The following is a 16,422-nucleotide window of genomic DNA, read 5'->3' on the forward strand; positions in this document are numbered from 1 at the left end:
TCATTAATGACGAATACCTAAAATAGAATCTGCAATATTTACTGCATGGTCTCCTATCCGTTCTAGGTTGCTCACAATATCCATATAAACAATCCCAGCAGCCCCACTACACTCATTCGTATTTAATCGTGCAATATGCTTTTGACGTAGTTTATCTTCCATATCATCAATCAAGCTTTCTAGCTCTGTTACTTCTTGAGCTAAGCTTAAACTTGCCGTATCTAATGCTTCTATACTTTTACGTACTGCCTCAATGGCTAAACTAAACATCCCTATCAAGTCCTGTCGCGCTGATTTACTTAAGCTAACCTCGTGGTGATCCTTATACTGTAAAAGCTCTAATATATTTTCAAAATGATCTCCAATTCGTTCAAAGTCTCTTACATTTGTTAATAAAGTATGATGTCTTACTGAGTCTGCACGAGAAAGAGGCTGCTTAGACACCATTACTAAGTAATCAGTAATTTCATTGTCTAGATGATTAAGCCCGACTTCTAGCTGTAGCACCGTTGGAATATGCTCTGCCTCTCCAGATTTCATATATAAAAACGTTTCTTCCAACCCACGCAATGCATGTTCACCCATGCGTAATACTTCTTCTTTAGCTTGCCCAAGCGCAATAGCAGGAGAGGAATCAATGAATGATGGATCTAAATGCTTTGTTGTTACATTGATATTGCCATCATTTCCTGGAAGTAGCTTTGTAACCAATGCTGCGAGTCCAGCAATAAAGGGCAGTTGGATCATCATATTAAATACATTGAATGAGCCATGAGCAATGGCTATTTGCATGCGAGGCTCTAAATGAAATACGCCACTGATCCACTGTACATATTGCATAAACGGTGTAAACAATAACATGAAAATAATCGTCCCAATCACATTAAATAGTACATGAGCCGCTGCTGCTCGCTTAGCGTAAATAGAAGCTCCAAGTGAAGCTAAAACAGCTGTAATGGTCGTGCCAATATTTTCACCAAATAAAATCGGTAAGGCACTATTTAAACCAATTAACTGTTCTGCATATAAACCTTGTAGCACCCCCACCGTTGCAGTAGAGCTTTGTACAAGTAAGGTGAAAATGGTTCCTAAAAAAATGCCTAATATCGGCTGATTGCTTAAATGAAGCGTTAACGATGCAAAATCTGCAAGCTGGTGTAACGCCTGCATACTAGCACTCATCAACTCTAGCCCTAAAAATAAACCGCCAAAGCCAAATAGAATCTGACCAATATGTTGATACGTTGCTTTCTTTAAGAAAAATAAACAGGCCGCACCAATTGCCAATAAAGGGTAAAAGTAGAGTCCAATATTAATACCAATAATAAATGCTGTAATAGTTGTACCGATATTTGCCCCCATAATGACGCCGATTGCTTGACGCAATGTTAAAAAGCCAGCACTCACTAACCCTACAGTGATGACTGTTGTGGCAGAACTTGATTGTATGCAAATCGTTACAAATATACCTACCAGGACACCCATAATTGGGTTTGTGGTAAAGCGATTTAACCATTCGCGTAGCCGATCATCCGCTGACTTTTGAAGCCCATCCCCCATGAATTTAATGGAAAATAAAAAGACCCCTAACCCACCTAAAAACTGAAAGAGAATGCTTTGCCAATCTATTGTCAATTGTTTTCGCTCCAATTCCTACATCTCTACTACTGTTCTAATCATTAAATGATTCCAAACAAAAAGTAAAGAAATCCTTTAACTTCTTTACATAATGTTAACATTTTAACATCACGACCCTCCTCATTTATACTTCTTTCATATCTTGTCCTCTTTGAACATGTTAAAATATCGATTGGAGGAGATATAGCATGAAACACTCACAGCTTTTTATTGATAGTCTTATACATCCTAAAAAACTAGCAGCCTATCGTTTGTTACCTATTGGAAAGGTTATTCAATATACTTTTCTACTGATTACCATTGTGTCCGTATTCTCTTTAGGTCGTTTTGCAGCAGGTATGTCAGTTGATACATTTGATATGGATAGTTTAACTGGTTTAACTGATTACATAGAGGGTATTAAATGGCTCTTGTACCCTTTCACTTTCCTAATGCTTTTCGTTGTGACAACAATGCTTATTTTTGCACAAATTGCCCTTTATGCTTTAGCAGGTTTATTTATCTTGAAAGCGATGAAGCGACGTGGTGAATATCGCCACATTTGGAGAACAACTACCTTTGCTATCACTTGGGCTACGTTACTTTCGATGCTAGCAGACTATTTGCCCGTTAACAGTACTGTTATCACTGTACTATCTTTATTTTTAACCATTACTCTATTAATTGTGGCCTTTACAAAATATCCAAAACAACCAAATATAAAATAATGTGCATGAATCCCCTCTCTTCTCAATATAGTGTAGAAAAGGAGGGGATTTTTTGCGAGCATTCATTTTAACTACGATCATCATCGTAATTGCCTTTGTCGTCAAAGTAGATTTAACAGAAGGGTCCATCCCACTTGCGGCTTTATCCACAAAGAGCTCAGAAAACGGACTTTGTGAAAAACAGCGTGAGCCAAATTATATTACTGTACAAACGATTGAAGGAGATACCATTCATAGTTTATTTGCCCTACACCCTGCTAAAGTTCCCATGACCTTTCCAGAACGCTTACAACTTTTTTACAACTTAAACCCACACTTACAATTACAAGCACTAGTTCCAGGTGAAAATATCAAGCTTCCTCTCTCATTTGAACTTGAAAACAAATGCGGAAAATGAAAAGTTAGCGTTTCTTCCTTGTCCTTATTTTCTTACACTGCTAAAATAAATGACAGTGACGGCTGAAAATAGAGGCCCGAAAAGGAGAGAAAGTTAATGAGTGAAATTTGTCACCGTTCAAATACACGCCCTGTGCGTGTCGGTAACTTAACAATTGGTGGTAGTAATGAATTATTCATTCAAAGTATGTGTACAACCAAAACACATGATGTAGAAGCAACAGTTGCAGAAATTCTTCGTCTTGAGGAAGCGGGCTGTCAAATTGTTCGTGTTGCTGTACCAGATGAACGCGCAGCGGACGCGATTGCCGAAATCAAAAAACGTATTCATATTCCATTAGTAGCTGATATTCATTTTGATTATAGATTAGCATTAAAAGCCATTGAAAATGGTATTGATAAAGTACGTATTAATCCAGGTAATATTGGTCGTAAAGAAAAAGTGGAAGCTGTTGTTAATGCAGCCAAAGCGAAAGGTATACCAATTCGTATTGGTGTAAATGCCGGTTCATTAGAGCGTCATATTTTAGAAAAATACGGCTATCCTACAGCTGATGGGATGGTAGAATCTGCTCTACACCACATTAAGATTTTGGAAGACTTGGACTTCCACGATATTATCGTGTCAATGAAGGCATCTGACGTTAATCTTGCCATTGAAGCCTATGAAAAAGCGGCTAAAGCCTTTAATTATCCGCTCCATTTAGGGATTACAGAATCAGGGACATTATTTGCTGGTACTGTAAAATCAGCAGCAGGTCTTGGAGCTATCCTCTCAAAAGGTATTGGAAACACATTACGTATCTCCCTTTCTGCTGACCCTGTAGAGGAGATTAAAGTAGCACGAGAACTATTAAAATCCTTTGGTCTAGCTTCTAATATGGCCACACTGATTTCTTGCCCAACATGTGGACGCATTGAAATTGATTTGATTTCTATCGCCAATGAAGTAGAAGAATATATTTCAAAATTAAATGTACCGTTAAAAGTAGCTGTTCTAGGCTGTGCAGTAAACGGTCCTGGAGAAGCACGTGAGGCTGATATCGGGATTGCTGGTGCTCGTGGTGAAGGATTGTTATTTATGAAGGGGAAAACAGTTCGTAAAGTGCCAGAAGAAACAATGGTAGAAGAACTGAAGAAAGAAATTGATAAATTAGCAGCAGAAATGGAAGAAAAACGTGCAGCGGAAGAAGCTCAAAAAGCGAATGCCTAAGGAGGTGCTAGCATGAAAAAGCCCCGCTTTGGTATTGATATTGATGGGACTGTGACATGTCCAAGTACACTCATTCCACATATTAATAAACAATACAATGTAAATATTACGCTGGATGATGTTTGTGAATATGATTTCTTATCTGCATTTCCACACCCTATTGACCGAAGTGCCTTTAATACTTGGTTTAAGGAAAATGAACCTTACATGTACGAGGTCTCTGAGGTCGCAAAAGATGCAAAAAATATTCTAACCGCTTGGAAAAATAATTTTGAGCTGTATTATATTTCTGCACGAGGTGAAAATGTAGCAGACATCACAGTCAATTGGTTTAAATCGCAAGCTATACCGTACGACCATATCGAGCTTCTCGGCAGCCATGATAAACTAGCCGCTGCAAAAAAACATCATGTAGAAGCTTTTTTTGAGGATAAGCATGATAATGCAGTGATGCTGGCAGAGGAGTTAAAAATACCTGTTGTGTTATTTGATACACCTTATAATCGGCTTGCCGTTCCTAATAATGTTGTAAGGGTCTATAACTGGCAGGAAGCAAATCAATTTATTACACAATTTTTTAAATAAGTCGAAGAGCTGTAGGCAAGGTTGGATGGAAACTTCACCTTCCCTACAGCTCTTTTAATTTACTATTGAAATTTAGCTAGTGCTGCCTGAAAGAGTCGGTCATAGCTGCTCATTGTGGGTCTTGCTATTGATGTTATGAACCGCGATGTTTCGCTGCTCCATCGTTACTAATAGCTCCTGTGTTCCTGGTGAGGACTGTTCGCTTACAGCTGTCATGTTTTCTATGGCTCGTACTACCTCTACTGTTTCCCTTTTGAATTAAATAAGAGGCAGTTGTCACTTTGCCCTACAATATCAACGATATGCTGTAAGATGGCATTGAGTGCTTGTTTATTAAATTTGAATCGTAGGTTTATCAGATGTCTTTGCCTGTTCCATTTTTGGAGCTGTTTCTATCGTTAAATTTTTTGTTTGGACAGTGCGAGAATTTTCTTCATATACTTCATCCCCTTTAGATAGAAAGTAATATCGCATCAGTCATCAAGAATAAAGTATCTAAACAAGGTTAATAAATGTCTTTTTTATAGATAAAAACTCCTGTTTCCAGGAGTTTTTAAAGTCCAGCTCGCTATATGTCAAGTATGCCTCGTAGCCAACGCTCCACAAAGTTTTCAAACGTAATGCCATAATTATCATAAACAGCATGATATACAAAATATGTTCCTAATCGATCAAGCATTTCATCATTAATTTTCACCACAAACCGCTCCCCTTCTCTTAATATTTTACTAAATTTTCAGACTTCTATACTTCCAAAATGCCGAACAATCAAGTGGAGGTCGCATCGTTGCAAAACCGTCACAATCTGCCGCCTTCATGCCCTTTCTTCGTATTTTTCTTTTCGATAAGATAGTAATAACAACTTACTAGACTGGAGGGACTACTTGTGAAATGGATGACAAAGATTGCTTGTATCACATGCATCTGCGCGCTACTTTCTGGCTGTGGTGATCGATTTTCCGAAATTAAAGATGCTGCTTCAGGCATCAATTCATCTGCTAATTCCGCAGCAAGTGCAGTTAGCCGAGATGTCCATGCAATACGTGCTCTAGACATTAACTATAAAGATACGTCGTTTACGGTTAATGACCTATTTAAAACTATTTTACGTGACATACGCTGGGATTATGACCCCGAAAAAAATGAGCTACATGTGAGAGGTACTTGGCAGCCCCCACTATTTTCTGATCAGGCGTGGCGTGAAGACATGAAAGAAAAGCTTGCTGAATCAGGCTTTGTGACTATTACCTGTAAAATAATTGACGACAAAATTGATAGCGAGCAAACGAGCATAACACTTACATATAATGAAGAAATTCTCTTACAAAAAAATGGTGAGGAAGCACTCCATCACCTATATGATACTTATTTACTTCCGTAAACCTAGGAACGTCTCTACCATTTAATTAATGGCAGAAACGTTCTTTTTTTTGAAAAAATTCTTATCATTTCGAAATATCAAAGGCTATCATTTGAATAAACTAAAACCATCACGTTATAATCAAAGTATCACGTGATGGTTTGGAGGTGTTTGCATTGGGACAGAAAAATTAAAAATTGGCGAGCTTGCAGAAAAAACAGGCATTACTAAACGAACAATCGATTACTATACAAATATTGGTTTGCTAGATGCAGAACGTTCTGCAGCAAATTATCGCTACTATGATCCAGCCATGATTAAACGGCTTCAATTTATTGAACAGCGCAAACAACAAGGGCTTTCACTTGTACAAATCCAACATGAGTTAAACATCACACCCTATGAAGAAATCGATGTACAGGTGCTTCGTTTAAAAATGCAAGATTTAGAGCATGATGTTACATCTCTGCTAGCACAAATGAACAAGCAAGATGATAAAAAAATTGAAACGATTAAGAAAAATGTTTCACCCGAAAGTATTGCATTAATGCAATCCTTATTATTACTCATTCATAATTAGGAGGTGACGTTCTGTTTTTACAGAACGACTATTTGGAGACCATAATAAACCTATCGATTTTTACCATTTTATTAGCTTTAACAGGCTTTTTCGTGGCAACAGAATTTGCCATTGTAAAAGTACGTTCCTCAAGACTCGATCAGCTGGTGGCTGAAGGCAATAAAAAAGCAATTGCTGCTAAACATGTTGTTCAACACTTAGACGAATACTTATCAGCCTGTCAATTAGGAATTACTGTAACCGCTCTTGGTATCGGGATGGTTGGTGAAAAAACTTTTGAATTTATGCTTCACCCGCTATTCGAAATGATCGGCATTTCTGATAAATATATGACGATTTTTACAATTGGAACAGCCTTTGCCATCGCTACGTTTTTACATGTAGTGGTCGGCGAATTAGCCCCAAAAACAGCTGCCATTCAAAAAGCTGAATCCATTACACTTCTTTTCGCAAAACCGATTATGTTTTTCTATAAGATCATGTATCCATTTATTTGGTTCTTGAACGGTTCTGCACGCGTGTTAGTTGGCATATTCGGTATGAAACCTGCTAGCGAACATGAGCTATCTCATACAGAGGAAGAATTGCGATTATTACTGTCTGAAAGCTTTAAAAGTGGTGAAATCAATAAATCTGAGCTCAAATATGTCAATAACGTCTTTGAATTTGACGAACGTATTGCTCGTGAAATCATGGTTCCCCGAACAGAAATTGTTGGAATTGAACAAAATGAATCTTTTACAAACATTATTCATTACATCGCTGCTGAAAAATATACGCGTTACCCGATCTATGATGGGGACCGAGATAATATACTAGGTTTCATCAATGCGAAAGAACTATTAACGCACGGTTTACTTGAACAACTTACAGACGACTCTTTAGTTCTAGAAGATTTCATTAATCCTGTCATTCGAGTAATTGAAACAATTCCAATTCAAGAATTACTTGTACGCATGCAAAAGGAACGAATCCATATGGCCATCTTAATGGATGAATATGGTGGTACATCTGGTCTTGTAACGGTTGAAGATATTTTAGAAGAAATTGTTGGTGAAATACGAGATGAATTTGATGATGATGAAATTGCAGATATTCGAAAAATTACAGATCATCATTATTTATTAAATGCAAAAATGCTTGTGGAAGATGTGGAAAATCTATTAAACATTACACTAGATGCTGAGGAAGTGGAAACATTAGGTGGTTGGTTCTTAACTGTGAATAACGGCATTAAAGCATCAAAAAACATTGAGCTGGGCTCCTATATCTTTAGCATTTATGAGCAGCAAGGTCATCAAATTCATTATATCGAGGTTCGTCCTCTTCGAAAAAGTCTACCTCTCCAAACAGAGGTTCAATCGTAAAGGCAAGAAACCTTATTCCATTATTAGCCATTTCACTATATAATGATAGAGAAAAATGATTTTAGTTGCAGGGGGCCATATACATGACATTATTTAAGCTATATCATTCAGATGGTATTCACATTATTACTGATGTAAAAAAACACAAAACAAATATTGAGTTAAAAACAATCACAGGGGAAGTTCTATTTATTATCGTGGTCACAGATGAAAATTACACAGTCTACGATGATCGTTTTGCAGGAGCTTCCAAGCAATTAAATTCAGTTGAAGCTTTCGATATTGATGGGAGTTTTCGTAGTTTAGATTTCGATAATATGCGCTCTCTATTTAAAGAATCATTTACAAAGCTATTACAAGAGATTGCTGTGTGTGTTAAAAATAAAGAGGAGCTTGTGGATATTGATACACTTCGCCATAAAGTAAGCGCTCAGATTAAAGGCATCCACTTCAGGGTGATCTCTGATACGAAAAAATATGAAATCTAACATGGAACAGACTGTCCACTATGGGCAGTCTGTTTCAATTTTACACGATCTCTTCCCTTTCCCAAGTTGAAAGAAAAACACGCTTCTTTACTTTCATGTATAATGGAACTTAACAATCTGAAAATAAGGGGTGTTAGGATGAATCGTGAACAATTAATCACACTCGTTTCAGAAAAGCTGAAATTAATCCGTACAGAAAAAGCTTTCACACAGGATCAAATGAGTGATTTACTAGGATTATCAAAAAAAACACTTGTCCAAATTGAAAAAGGCCGTATACTAGCTGGCTGGACAACCACTGTTACAGTTTGCACATTGTGCCGAGACAGTACGATATTACAGCATGAACTTGGTGGTGATCCATTAGAGGTTGTGGATTTAATCGCGAATAATGGAACATTGCAGCCAAAAGAGAAAACAATGGGTGGATACATATGGTGGAAAAACATTCAGGAATATGGTGGTTTTCGGCTACAGCAAAACGTCATCAGTCAGCATTATCGCATATTAGACAGCAATAATTTTCGCCTAATTTCTACATTTGATGAACAAATAGCAAAGCAAGCATGGGAAAAACTACAGCTATAATCTTTCAATCAAACAGTAGGAGCATTGCTATTTGCTTCTGCTGTGTTTCCCATTCCCTTCCTCTCATAAGTCATCCTCTCTAGACAAATGAATATAGATATAAAATCACCTATCATATGATAAAAAGAGTAGTATGAGAATTGTTTCTTTCAAAGTCCTATGAAAAAAGCCAGAAGAAGCTGGAAAAGTCGAAATTTGTAGAATAATTCTCTATACTTAAGGGTAAAGCTGTACTATTAGAAAGGATGCTCGTAAATGAACCGAATACTAGCAATAAGTGACATACATGGAGAATTAGGGCTACTAGAAGAATTATTATTAAAAGTAAACTATGACCCAATGAACGACCAGCTTTTTCTTCTTGGTGATTATATTGATAGAGGGCCCTCTTCTAGTGGTGTGTTAAATTTAGTGAGTGAACTACAGGCAAAGGGTGCTCGCGTTTTGCTAGGTAATCATGAGGCGATCATGCTCAATGCATGCCGTTCAGGTCTTGCAAAACCATGGAACCATTGGGTAGGGCTTTGTGGTGGTGAGGCAACATTAGCAAGCTATGGCTATCAATTGGAAGACTTTGAGGAAGCTATCGAAAGTAATACTCTGCCTAGCTTTATTAAAACGCTCCCTAAGCTCGAAGAACATTTACAGTTACTTGAGACGTTTGAAATATATATTGAATTAGAAGATGCTATTTTCGTTCATGGTGGCGTTGTACCAGGTGTTACAATAGCCGAAACTGACCCCATGCGCTTACTTTGGATTCGCGATGAATTTCACGCAGGCTATCAAGGGGAAAAAACAATAATCTTCGGCCATACCCCTACCTTTAACCTACATCATAATCCAACTGATTATCGGGTTTATTTCGGAGAAAATAATATTATTGGCATTGACGGTGGAGCAGTGTTTGGCGGACAGTTACATGCATTCGAGTGGCCAAGTCGTCAAATCGTTTCAGTCGAAAATAAAAAACCAACAAGTAACGAGTAAACTTGTTGGTTTTATTTTCGTCATTATAATTTTTGAATAAATAAAGAGGAAAATTAATAAAGCTTAAAGATAACTCCTACGAGAGAGTACACAATGACTGTTGAGAATAGTATCGTCATATGGAATAGTGAAAAAACAAACATTTTGGTAGCCCATTTTACTTGATCTGTATTACTATGATAGCCATAAATACTCATCACCAGCCAAGCAACGCTTAAGATTAATGCCACAAGCATGATCCCTACACTTAACGAGCCAAATAAGAAGCTTGATAGAATCAATAGTATTAAATAGAAATTGGTTTGATAATACGTTCGACGCATCCCTTTGATAACTGGTAGCATGGGCACACTGGCTGCTTCATAGTCTACACGTTTACGAATAGCAATCGCATAGAAATGTGGCATTTGCCAAATGACCATCACAAAAAATAATCCAAGTATCGCTGGGTGTGTAATATCTGTAGATACAGCAGACCAACCGATTAATGGTGGTACCGCACCACTTATACTACCGATTTCTGTATTATAAATCGTACGACGCTTTGTCCACATTGTATATGGGACTACATATAGGAATACCCCTAATAAACCAAATGCCGCTGCTAAAGGTGACGCAAGTGCCAACACAGCTACTCCAATAATTAACATTACGACAGCTAATGATAAAGTCGATTTCGCTGACATTTCACCTGTTACAGTTGGTCGGCTTTGTGTACGAGGCATAATCGCATCAATATCACGATCATAGACATTATTAAAGGCCCCTGCAGCTCCAATGACAAGGGCGGAACCGATTGTTGAAAAAATGATTTCAGGTATATTGTCTACAAACGTCATTTTATTTTTGTACATGCCTAGCGTTAAACCAGCCCACATAGGTATTAAATTGGATTTGATAATCCCTGTCTTGACGGTTTGCGCTAAAATAGAAGAACGTGATGACTTCCCTCTTGTTTTTTCGGAGGCTAGTGGTTTATGCTCCGTTTTCAGATTTTGTTCCATTCAGCTTAATTCCTTTTCTCCATAATTTCTACACGCTTCCATCGATAGAAAGCGACAAAATTTGCATCTAGCACATCAAATTATTATTTTACCCCTTTTAGATCTGTTCTGTCTCTCTTTTCACATAAAGTACATGTTTTATCTAACAAAGCACGCTCATTCACAACATCTTCTATGATACCACCGACTGACGTGAAATTGAACCTTCTTGCCTCGATTCTTCCAATCACTATTGGAGAAAAATAATTTGATAATAGGTCATATTACAGTACCCAAAAAAACCGAGACAAATTTTTGCCTCGGATTTCCTTTTATTGAATTTCTTCCTGTAGTTGCTGTGCTAAAAATGCCACTAGATCACGAAGATTGTCAGGTGTTACACCATGTCCATCTGGGTATTGCTTAAAGGTCACCTTAGCACCAAATTGTTCAAAGATCTCTTTACTTTCCATACCCCATTGAGAAGGTATTACATAATCATAATCGCCGTGCGATATAAAAGCATGTAAATGTTCTACAGAGCGAATAGCATATTCCTCTGTCACAAACTTTGGCATATACCCACTTAATGCAACAATCCCTGTCACTAAATTCCCCATGACAAAGGCAAGTGATTGTGCTAAAACCGCGCCTTGGCTAAAGCCTAAAACAAATACTTTATGAGGATCAATTTTATATTCATCGATGGCCTCTAATATAAATCGTTGCAATGCTACCAACACTTTATCGAAGATAGCACGATCTGGTTGCCCTACGTCTTGAATGGTAAAAAAAGCATAGCCAGGATGTTGCGTAATTGGCCCTCGTAAACTAAATATATGACATTGCTCTTGAAAATCCTGCACTAATTGTGGTAAATCATCCTCATTACTGCCCATGCCATGAAGCAAAAAAATAGCGGGGTATTTCTTCGTAGGGTCCATATTTGTTGGTTGTGTATGGTTAAAAGTAAATGGTGTATTCATTCAATCAAATTCCTTTCGCGTAAAGCTTCGTAACAAAATCAGCATAATTTTGTTCTATTAATTAATCCATCTGTATGGTAGGCAATATAGCCATTAACAATTCGTATCGTTTCTTGAGGGTCTGCGTCAAAGAGTATTTTTGATTGCTCTGGCGTGGAAACAAGCACGGTTAATAAATCCATGCGCATGGAATGCCCAGCAGAGCTATAGGCATAATCATAAATAATCGCTTCCTCTGTCATCTCTTCCGACTCATATTGCTGATGGAATAAATCCTTTGCAGCATCCAATTGCTCTGCTACTTGTTGACGAATTCGCATCTGATGCATTAATAATTCCTCTTCAAGAGCTGATGGCTTTAGCCACTCTTTAGCTCGAAGCATTTTTAGAAATTCTTGCTCCCAAGCCTGTTCATTCTCAGTAAAATAAAGCATATTAATCATCAACAAGTCCCAAAAGTCTACAGATGTTGAAGCTGATTGTCGCTGCATGGCAATCGTTTCCTTAAAATGCTCTTCCACTTTTGTAATATTCATATTGCGAACTAAATGGTTACATACGTTTTCTATAAACTTATTTGCCACTTCTTGTGCCATAAAAAATCCGTCCTTTATATCAACAAATCAATTTCTTTCTTATCATACCATGATTGTGAAATATGGCAACGAACCTCGCTCACTTGATTTTTAAGTAAAAAGGATGACTCCATATACTTTGGAGACATCCAATTATCTTATGAGAAAACATAGCTATCCATATTGTCGATTGTATTTTGAATAGCAGCTTTCAACGATTTTTGCTCTTCACCACAAGAAGCTAGCGCATCCTCCAATGTCAGTGCAGCATTCGCTATAAATGGAGCCAATTGCAAATCTTTTGCCAATTGAATAAGTACGAGGGCTCTATTCCATTTCCAACGAGGATTTGTTGGATCTAGCTGAATCGCTTGCTCCAAATAACCGAGGGCATCAAATGGCATCCAGCCAAAGCGGTGCATCGTCTGCCCTGTTATCCCCCAGTAGACAGCCTTATTTGGGTTTTCCTTTACTGCTTGCTGAAAGCAGTGAACACTTTCATTGTAATGATGTGCGAATAAGAACAGCTCTCCTTGTGTAAAAAAGGATTGCGCTTTGTCAGCTGATGCTCCAGTTTTTGCGACTTCCTCCAATTGCTGAATACGCTTCGCAAATGCCTCTTCATCTTTTATTGCTCGTATTTCTACCACTAGATCTGATTCTGGATAGCTTTCATCAGCTCGTTCCACATGCTGTACTTCGATATGAGCAGTTGGCTTTGGATAACGATCATATTCATATTCTTCTAATAATCGAATATATTTTTGTGCCAATACTTTGTCCTCTTCGTTTGTCACCTGCTTTGCTAATTCATAGCATTTCATCAGTTCACCATTATAAAAATAATCATCCATTGACATTTATATTTCCTCCAGTGTACAACTATTCAGTATTTTTAGTATACACCACAAAAACAAAAGAGACCGTATCTAAATAATTTTGATACAGTCTCTTACTTTTCTATTTATTTAACACAACCGTATTTAAGAACGTTCGTAAATCTTCTTCTTTAAGAGCTCCTACAAAGCGATTTACTTCTTTACCATCTTCGAAACGAATGAATGTTGGTGTTGCCTTAATATTATATTTTTCCCATAGATCATCGTATTCATAGACATTCAATTGAGCAATATCAACACCAAGCTCATCGGCAATTGGCATTAATACTGGTGTAAATGCTTGACAGTGTACACAGATTGGACTGAAGAAGTAAGCATTAACCGGTTCGCCCGCTTTAATTTTAGCTTCTAGTTCGTCTGGTAACATAATGTTTTGATAGTTTTCATCATCCAATTGATCAATTGTTTCTTGTTTTAGCTTTTTATCGCCATAAGGATTGTTTGCGCTTTCTAATTTACTTTTGTTTGAGATGTTGGTAAGCACAATAATTGCTGCAAATAAAACAACAATCACTGAACCAATAATTAATAGTTTTTTCACTAAAGCAGTGACCTCCTTTTTTACACTAAAAGCCCTAGTTTTAGTGCATTCGCGATTGATTATAAATTGTTTTGAAAACCTAGTAAACTAATTCGCCTTTAAATGAAGATATTTCACATTTATAACATAATTTTAAGTATATTTGGGAACATACATAATGAGAGTTCATGCAAATTTGAATGTGGGGTGATTATGATGAAAAACTCGTTCCAGCATGTTTTTCAAATTTATACAAAAGATATCCGTAATATTGTTACAAACTGGGTCGTAGCTGTTATTATAGGTGGACTAATTTTTCTTCCTTCTCTTTATGCCTGGCTAAATATTTATGCCTCTATGGACCCTTACGCCCACACCTCTAATATGAAAATCGCAATTGTCAATGAAGATACGGGAACCACCGTAAGAGATGAAGCAATTAATGTCGGGAATGAGGTTATCGAGACTTTACGTACGAATAAAAGCTTTACTTGGGTGCTACAGACTGAAAAGGAAGCTAAGGAGCATTTGAAAAATGGTGATTACTTTGCAGTCATTGTCATTCCAAATGATTTTTCGCAAAAACTAACATCCATTCTTACCGATCAACCAACGAAGGCGCATATTGATTATTATGTAAACGAAAAAAAGAATCCTATTGCCCCTAAAATTACAAGTAAAGGAGCGAGCGTGCTTACACAGCAAGTTTCCAATGAATTTGTATCGACCGTCAATGGGACACTTTTTTCGATTTTTAATACAATTGGCATTGAAATGGAACGTGACATTCCTGATTTCCGCAAATTCGAAAATTATGTTTTTACTATAGAACAACATTTACCTGATATTAATTCATTTTTAACTCAAGCCTCTACTCAAGGAAAAGAGGCAAATCAATTACTTAATCAGGCGCTGACACAAGTTCCCCAGGTGGAACAACTAACAACAGATGGTTTAACAACCATTCAGAAGGGTTTACATTTAGTGAATGAAGCAGATGCTTTATTTAATGAACTATCTCCTGTCATCAAAAAGGATGTCACAACTGTCCAAAATATTGCCCAACATTTTACAGATATCATCAATAAGCTCAATAACATAAATTTTGACCCTGCCTCTATTACACAAACGAAAGAGGCACTTAAAAATCAATTGTCTACTTCCAAAGACAGCATAACCAATAGTATTCAGACGCTGGAGGCACTGCAAAAATTAATTCAGGCAGATGCTTCGACTCGTAAGCAATTAGAAGACTCTTTAACAACCATTATCGGTTCTTTGCAGGAAAGTAATGCGGAAGCGAATCAGCCAATCATTGAACAGCTTACAGCCATTCGCGAAGCCTTGGAGCATCCTCCAAACTTCATTGATTCAACGTCAAATGCGCTTAACTCATTACAACAATTACAGACTCTACATGACGATTTACTAAATAAAATGGATCAATTAAAGCCCATTGATAAAGATGTCATTAAGCAGGATATTACAGCTATACAACAAATCGCACAAAATGCTACAGCTAACTTACAAAAATTCTTATCCTACTATAACGAAAGTCTAGAGCCACAAATTCGTTCCACCCTATCGAGCGCGAAACAAACTTTAACTAACGCTTCTGCCATGCTGACAAAGGTAAAACAATTCATACCTCAGGCAACAGATAAATTGACACAGGCCAAAAACACGCTAGGAACAGCGAATCATGCTATTCAAAAGATACAAACTGAATTTCCAACTTTAAGTGCTAAAATCAAAGAATTAGCGAATAAGCTACGAACGTTAGAAGAAGAAGCAGATATAGCAGAGATTGTGCAATTACTAAAAAATGATGTTAATGCCGAACGTGATTTCTTTGAGGAGCCTATTAAATTGAAGGAACATCGCGTATTCCCTATTGCGAACTATGGAACAGCCATGACACCGTTTTACACAGTACTATCTATTTGGGTAGGCTGTCTATTATTAATTTCATTATTGTCTGTGAATCTTCATGGAGATACGCCTTACAGTATTCGAGAAATTTACTTTGGTCGACTTTTAACCTTTGCAACTTTTTCATTTATTCAAACCCTTATTATTACCATTGGAGATATTTTCTTAGTAGACGGCTCCATTCAAGCACCTGCCTACTTTATCTTATTTGGACTTTTCATTAGTCTCGTATTTGTAACAGTTGTCTATACACTCGTAGCCGTCTTCGGTAATGTAGGAAAAGCATTAGCGATTGTGATGCTTGTGTTACAAATTGCAGGTTCTGGTGGAACCTATCCTGTCGAGTTATTACCAAAGTTCTTCCAACTAATCAATCCATTTTTACCTTTTACGTATGCGATTGAAATGATGCGTGAAGCTGTCGGTGGAATTATCTGGTCAACTGTCTGGATGGACCTCATCTTCCTATTAGGTTTCTGGTTCATTTTTATCCTGTTCGGATTCTTCTTAAAAAAATTATTGAGCGAGAAAATGGAACATTTCATGAACAAAACACGTGGATTAGATATATTTCACTGATTTTCAACGTTGTGCCTGTAAATGTTTAAGAAAACG

Annotated in this window: 18 protein-coding genes; 11 read left to right on the forward strand and 7 right to left on the reverse strand. The window is 37.2% G+C overall.

Translation table 11 applies throughout. The features are described 5' to 3' along the window. Positions 1-3: 3 nt before the first annotated feature. Positions 4-1,635 carry a Na/Pi cotransporter family protein gene (locus tag CD31_RS05180; protein ID WP_036076195.1) on the reverse strand — a complete coding sequence of 544 codons (1,632 nt, stop codon included), beginning with the start codon at positions 1,633-1,635 and terminating at the stop codon, positions 4-6. A gap of 191 nt (positions 1,636-1,826) precedes the next feature. On the opposite strand from CD31_RS05180, the gene CD31_RS05185 reads away from it, so the two are divergent. The 4 genes from CD31_RS05185 (at position 1,827) to CD31_RS05200 (ending at position 4,539) form a co-directional block, all read left to right on the forward strand. Beyond that, entirely contained in the window at positions 1,827-2,345 is a 519-nt protein-coding gene (locus CD31_RS05185; RefSeq protein ID WP_036076196.1) for a DUF1189 family protein, read from the forward strand. A gap of 52 nt (positions 2,346-2,397) precedes the next feature. Continuing rightward, positions 2,398-2,742, forward strand: a complete 345-nt coding sequence (locus CD31_RS05190) for a hypothetical protein (RefSeq protein ID WP_016993487.1) — start codon at positions 2,398-2,400, stop codon at positions 2,740-2,742. A gap of 96 nt (positions 2,743-2,838) precedes the next feature. Beyond that, positions 2,839-3,954 carry a flavodoxin-dependent (E)-4-hydroxy-3-methylbut-2-enyl-diphosphate synthase gene (gene ispG / locus CD31_RS05195; protein ID WP_036076197.1) on the forward strand — a complete coding sequence of 372 codons (1,116 nt, stop codon included), beginning with the start codon at positions 2,839-2,841 and terminating at the stop codon, positions 3,952-3,954. Positions 3,955-3,966: 12 nt separating this feature from the next. Then, a complete protein-coding gene (locus tag CD31_RS05200; RefSeq protein WP_016993488.1) occupies positions 3,967-4,539 on the forward strand; it encodes a 5' nucleotidase, NT5C type in 573 nt (190 codons plus the stop codon). A 568-nt stretch (positions 4,540-5,107) separates the two neighbouring features. Here the strand turns inward: CD31_RS05200 and CD31_RS23955 are convergent. After that, complete coding sequence (locus CD31_RS23955; protein ID WP_016993490.1) at positions 5,108-5,239, reverse strand: hypothetical protein; 132 nt, start codon at positions 5,237-5,239, stop codon at positions 5,108-5,110. A gap of 195 nt (positions 5,240-5,434) precedes the next feature. Between CD31_RS23955 and CD31_RS05205 the strand changes: the two genes are divergently transcribed. The 6 genes from CD31_RS05205 (at position 5,435) to CD31_RS05230 (ending at position 9,912) form a co-directional block, all read left to right on the forward strand. Next, complete coding sequence (locus CD31_RS05205; protein WP_244905088.1) at positions 5,435-5,920, forward strand: hypothetical protein; 486 nt, start codon at positions 5,435-5,437, stop codon at positions 5,918-5,920. Positions 5,921-6,137: 217 nt separating this feature from the next. Continuing rightward, positions 6,138-6,479, forward strand: coding sequence for a MerR family transcriptional regulator (locus tag CD31_RS05210; protein ID WP_036076199.1), 342 nt, complete (start codon positions 6,138-6,140; stop codon positions 6,477-6,479). 32 nt (positions 6,480-6,511) lie between these two features. Continuing rightward, positions 6,512-7,846, forward strand: a complete 1,335-nt coding sequence (locus CD31_RS05215; protein ID WP_036076200.1) for a hemolysin family protein — start codon at positions 6,512-6,514, stop codon at positions 7,844-7,846. Between the two features lie 83 nt (positions 7,847-7,929). Further along, positions 7,930-8,334 (forward strand): hypothetical protein, encoded by a 405-nt coding sequence (locus CD31_RS05220; protein ID WP_004227282.1) that lies wholly within the window; start codon positions 7,930-7,932, stop codon positions 8,332-8,334. A 138-nt stretch (positions 8,335-8,472) separates the two neighbouring features. Beyond that, positions 8,473-8,922, forward strand: coding sequence for a helix-turn-helix transcriptional regulator (locus tag CD31_RS05225; protein WP_016993495.1), 450 nt, complete (start codon positions 8,473-8,475; stop codon positions 8,920-8,922). Between the two features lie 255 nt (positions 8,923-9,177). Further along, complete coding sequence (locus CD31_RS05230) at positions 9,178-9,912, forward strand: metallophosphoesterase (protein ID WP_016993496.1); 735 nt, start codon at positions 9,178-9,180, stop codon at positions 9,910-9,912. Positions 9,913-9,965: 53 nt separating this feature from the next. Here the strand turns inward: CD31_RS05230 and cyoE are convergent, their stop codons facing one another. The 5 genes from cyoE to CD31_RS05255 all read right to left on the reverse strand — a co-directional run bounded on the left by cyoE (position 9,966) and on the right by CD31_RS05255 (position 13,896). Further along, positions 9,966-10,916: a heme o synthase gene (gene cyoE, locus CD31_RS05235; protein ID WP_016993497.1), complete on the reverse strand. Its 951-nt coding sequence runs from the start codon at positions 10,914-10,916 to the stop codon at positions 9,966-9,968. 311 nt (positions 10,917-11,227) lie between these two features. Further along, complete coding sequence (locus CD31_RS05240) at positions 11,228-11,881, reverse strand: alpha/beta hydrolase (RefSeq protein WP_036076201.1); 654 nt, start codon at positions 11,879-11,881, stop codon at positions 11,228-11,230. A gap of 38 nt (positions 11,882-11,919) precedes the next feature. Then, positions 11,920-12,477, reverse strand: a complete 558-nt coding sequence (locus CD31_RS05245) for a hypothetical protein (RefSeq protein WP_036076202.1) — start codon at positions 12,475-12,477, stop codon at positions 11,920-11,922. A 137-nt stretch (positions 12,478-12,614) separates the two neighbouring features. Then, a complete protein-coding gene (locus tag CD31_RS05250) occupies positions 12,615-13,316 on the reverse strand; it encodes a tetratricopeptide repeat protein (RefSeq protein WP_036076203.1) in 702 nt (233 codons plus the stop codon). Between the two features lie 100 nt (positions 13,317-13,416). After that, complete coding sequence (locus CD31_RS05255) at positions 13,417-13,896, reverse strand: thioredoxin family protein (protein WP_036076204.1); 480 nt, start codon at positions 13,894-13,896, stop codon at positions 13,417-13,419. 195 nt (positions 13,897-14,091) lie between these two features. Between CD31_RS05255 and CD31_RS05260 the strand changes: the two genes are divergently transcribed. Continuing rightward, positions 14,092-16,386 (forward strand): YhgE/Pip domain-containing protein, encoded by a 2,295-nt coding sequence (locus CD31_RS05260; RefSeq protein WP_036076205.1) that lies wholly within the window; start codon positions 14,092-14,094, stop codon positions 16,384-16,386. The last annotated feature ends 36 nt before the right edge of the window (positions 16,387-16,422 follow it).

Source organism: Lysinibacillus boronitolerans JCM 21713 = 10a = NBRC 103108 (assembly GCF_000772935.1).
GTDB classification, from domain to species: Bacteria; Bacillota; Bacilli; order Bacillales_A; family Planococcaceae; genus Lysinibacillus; species Lysinibacillus boronitolerans.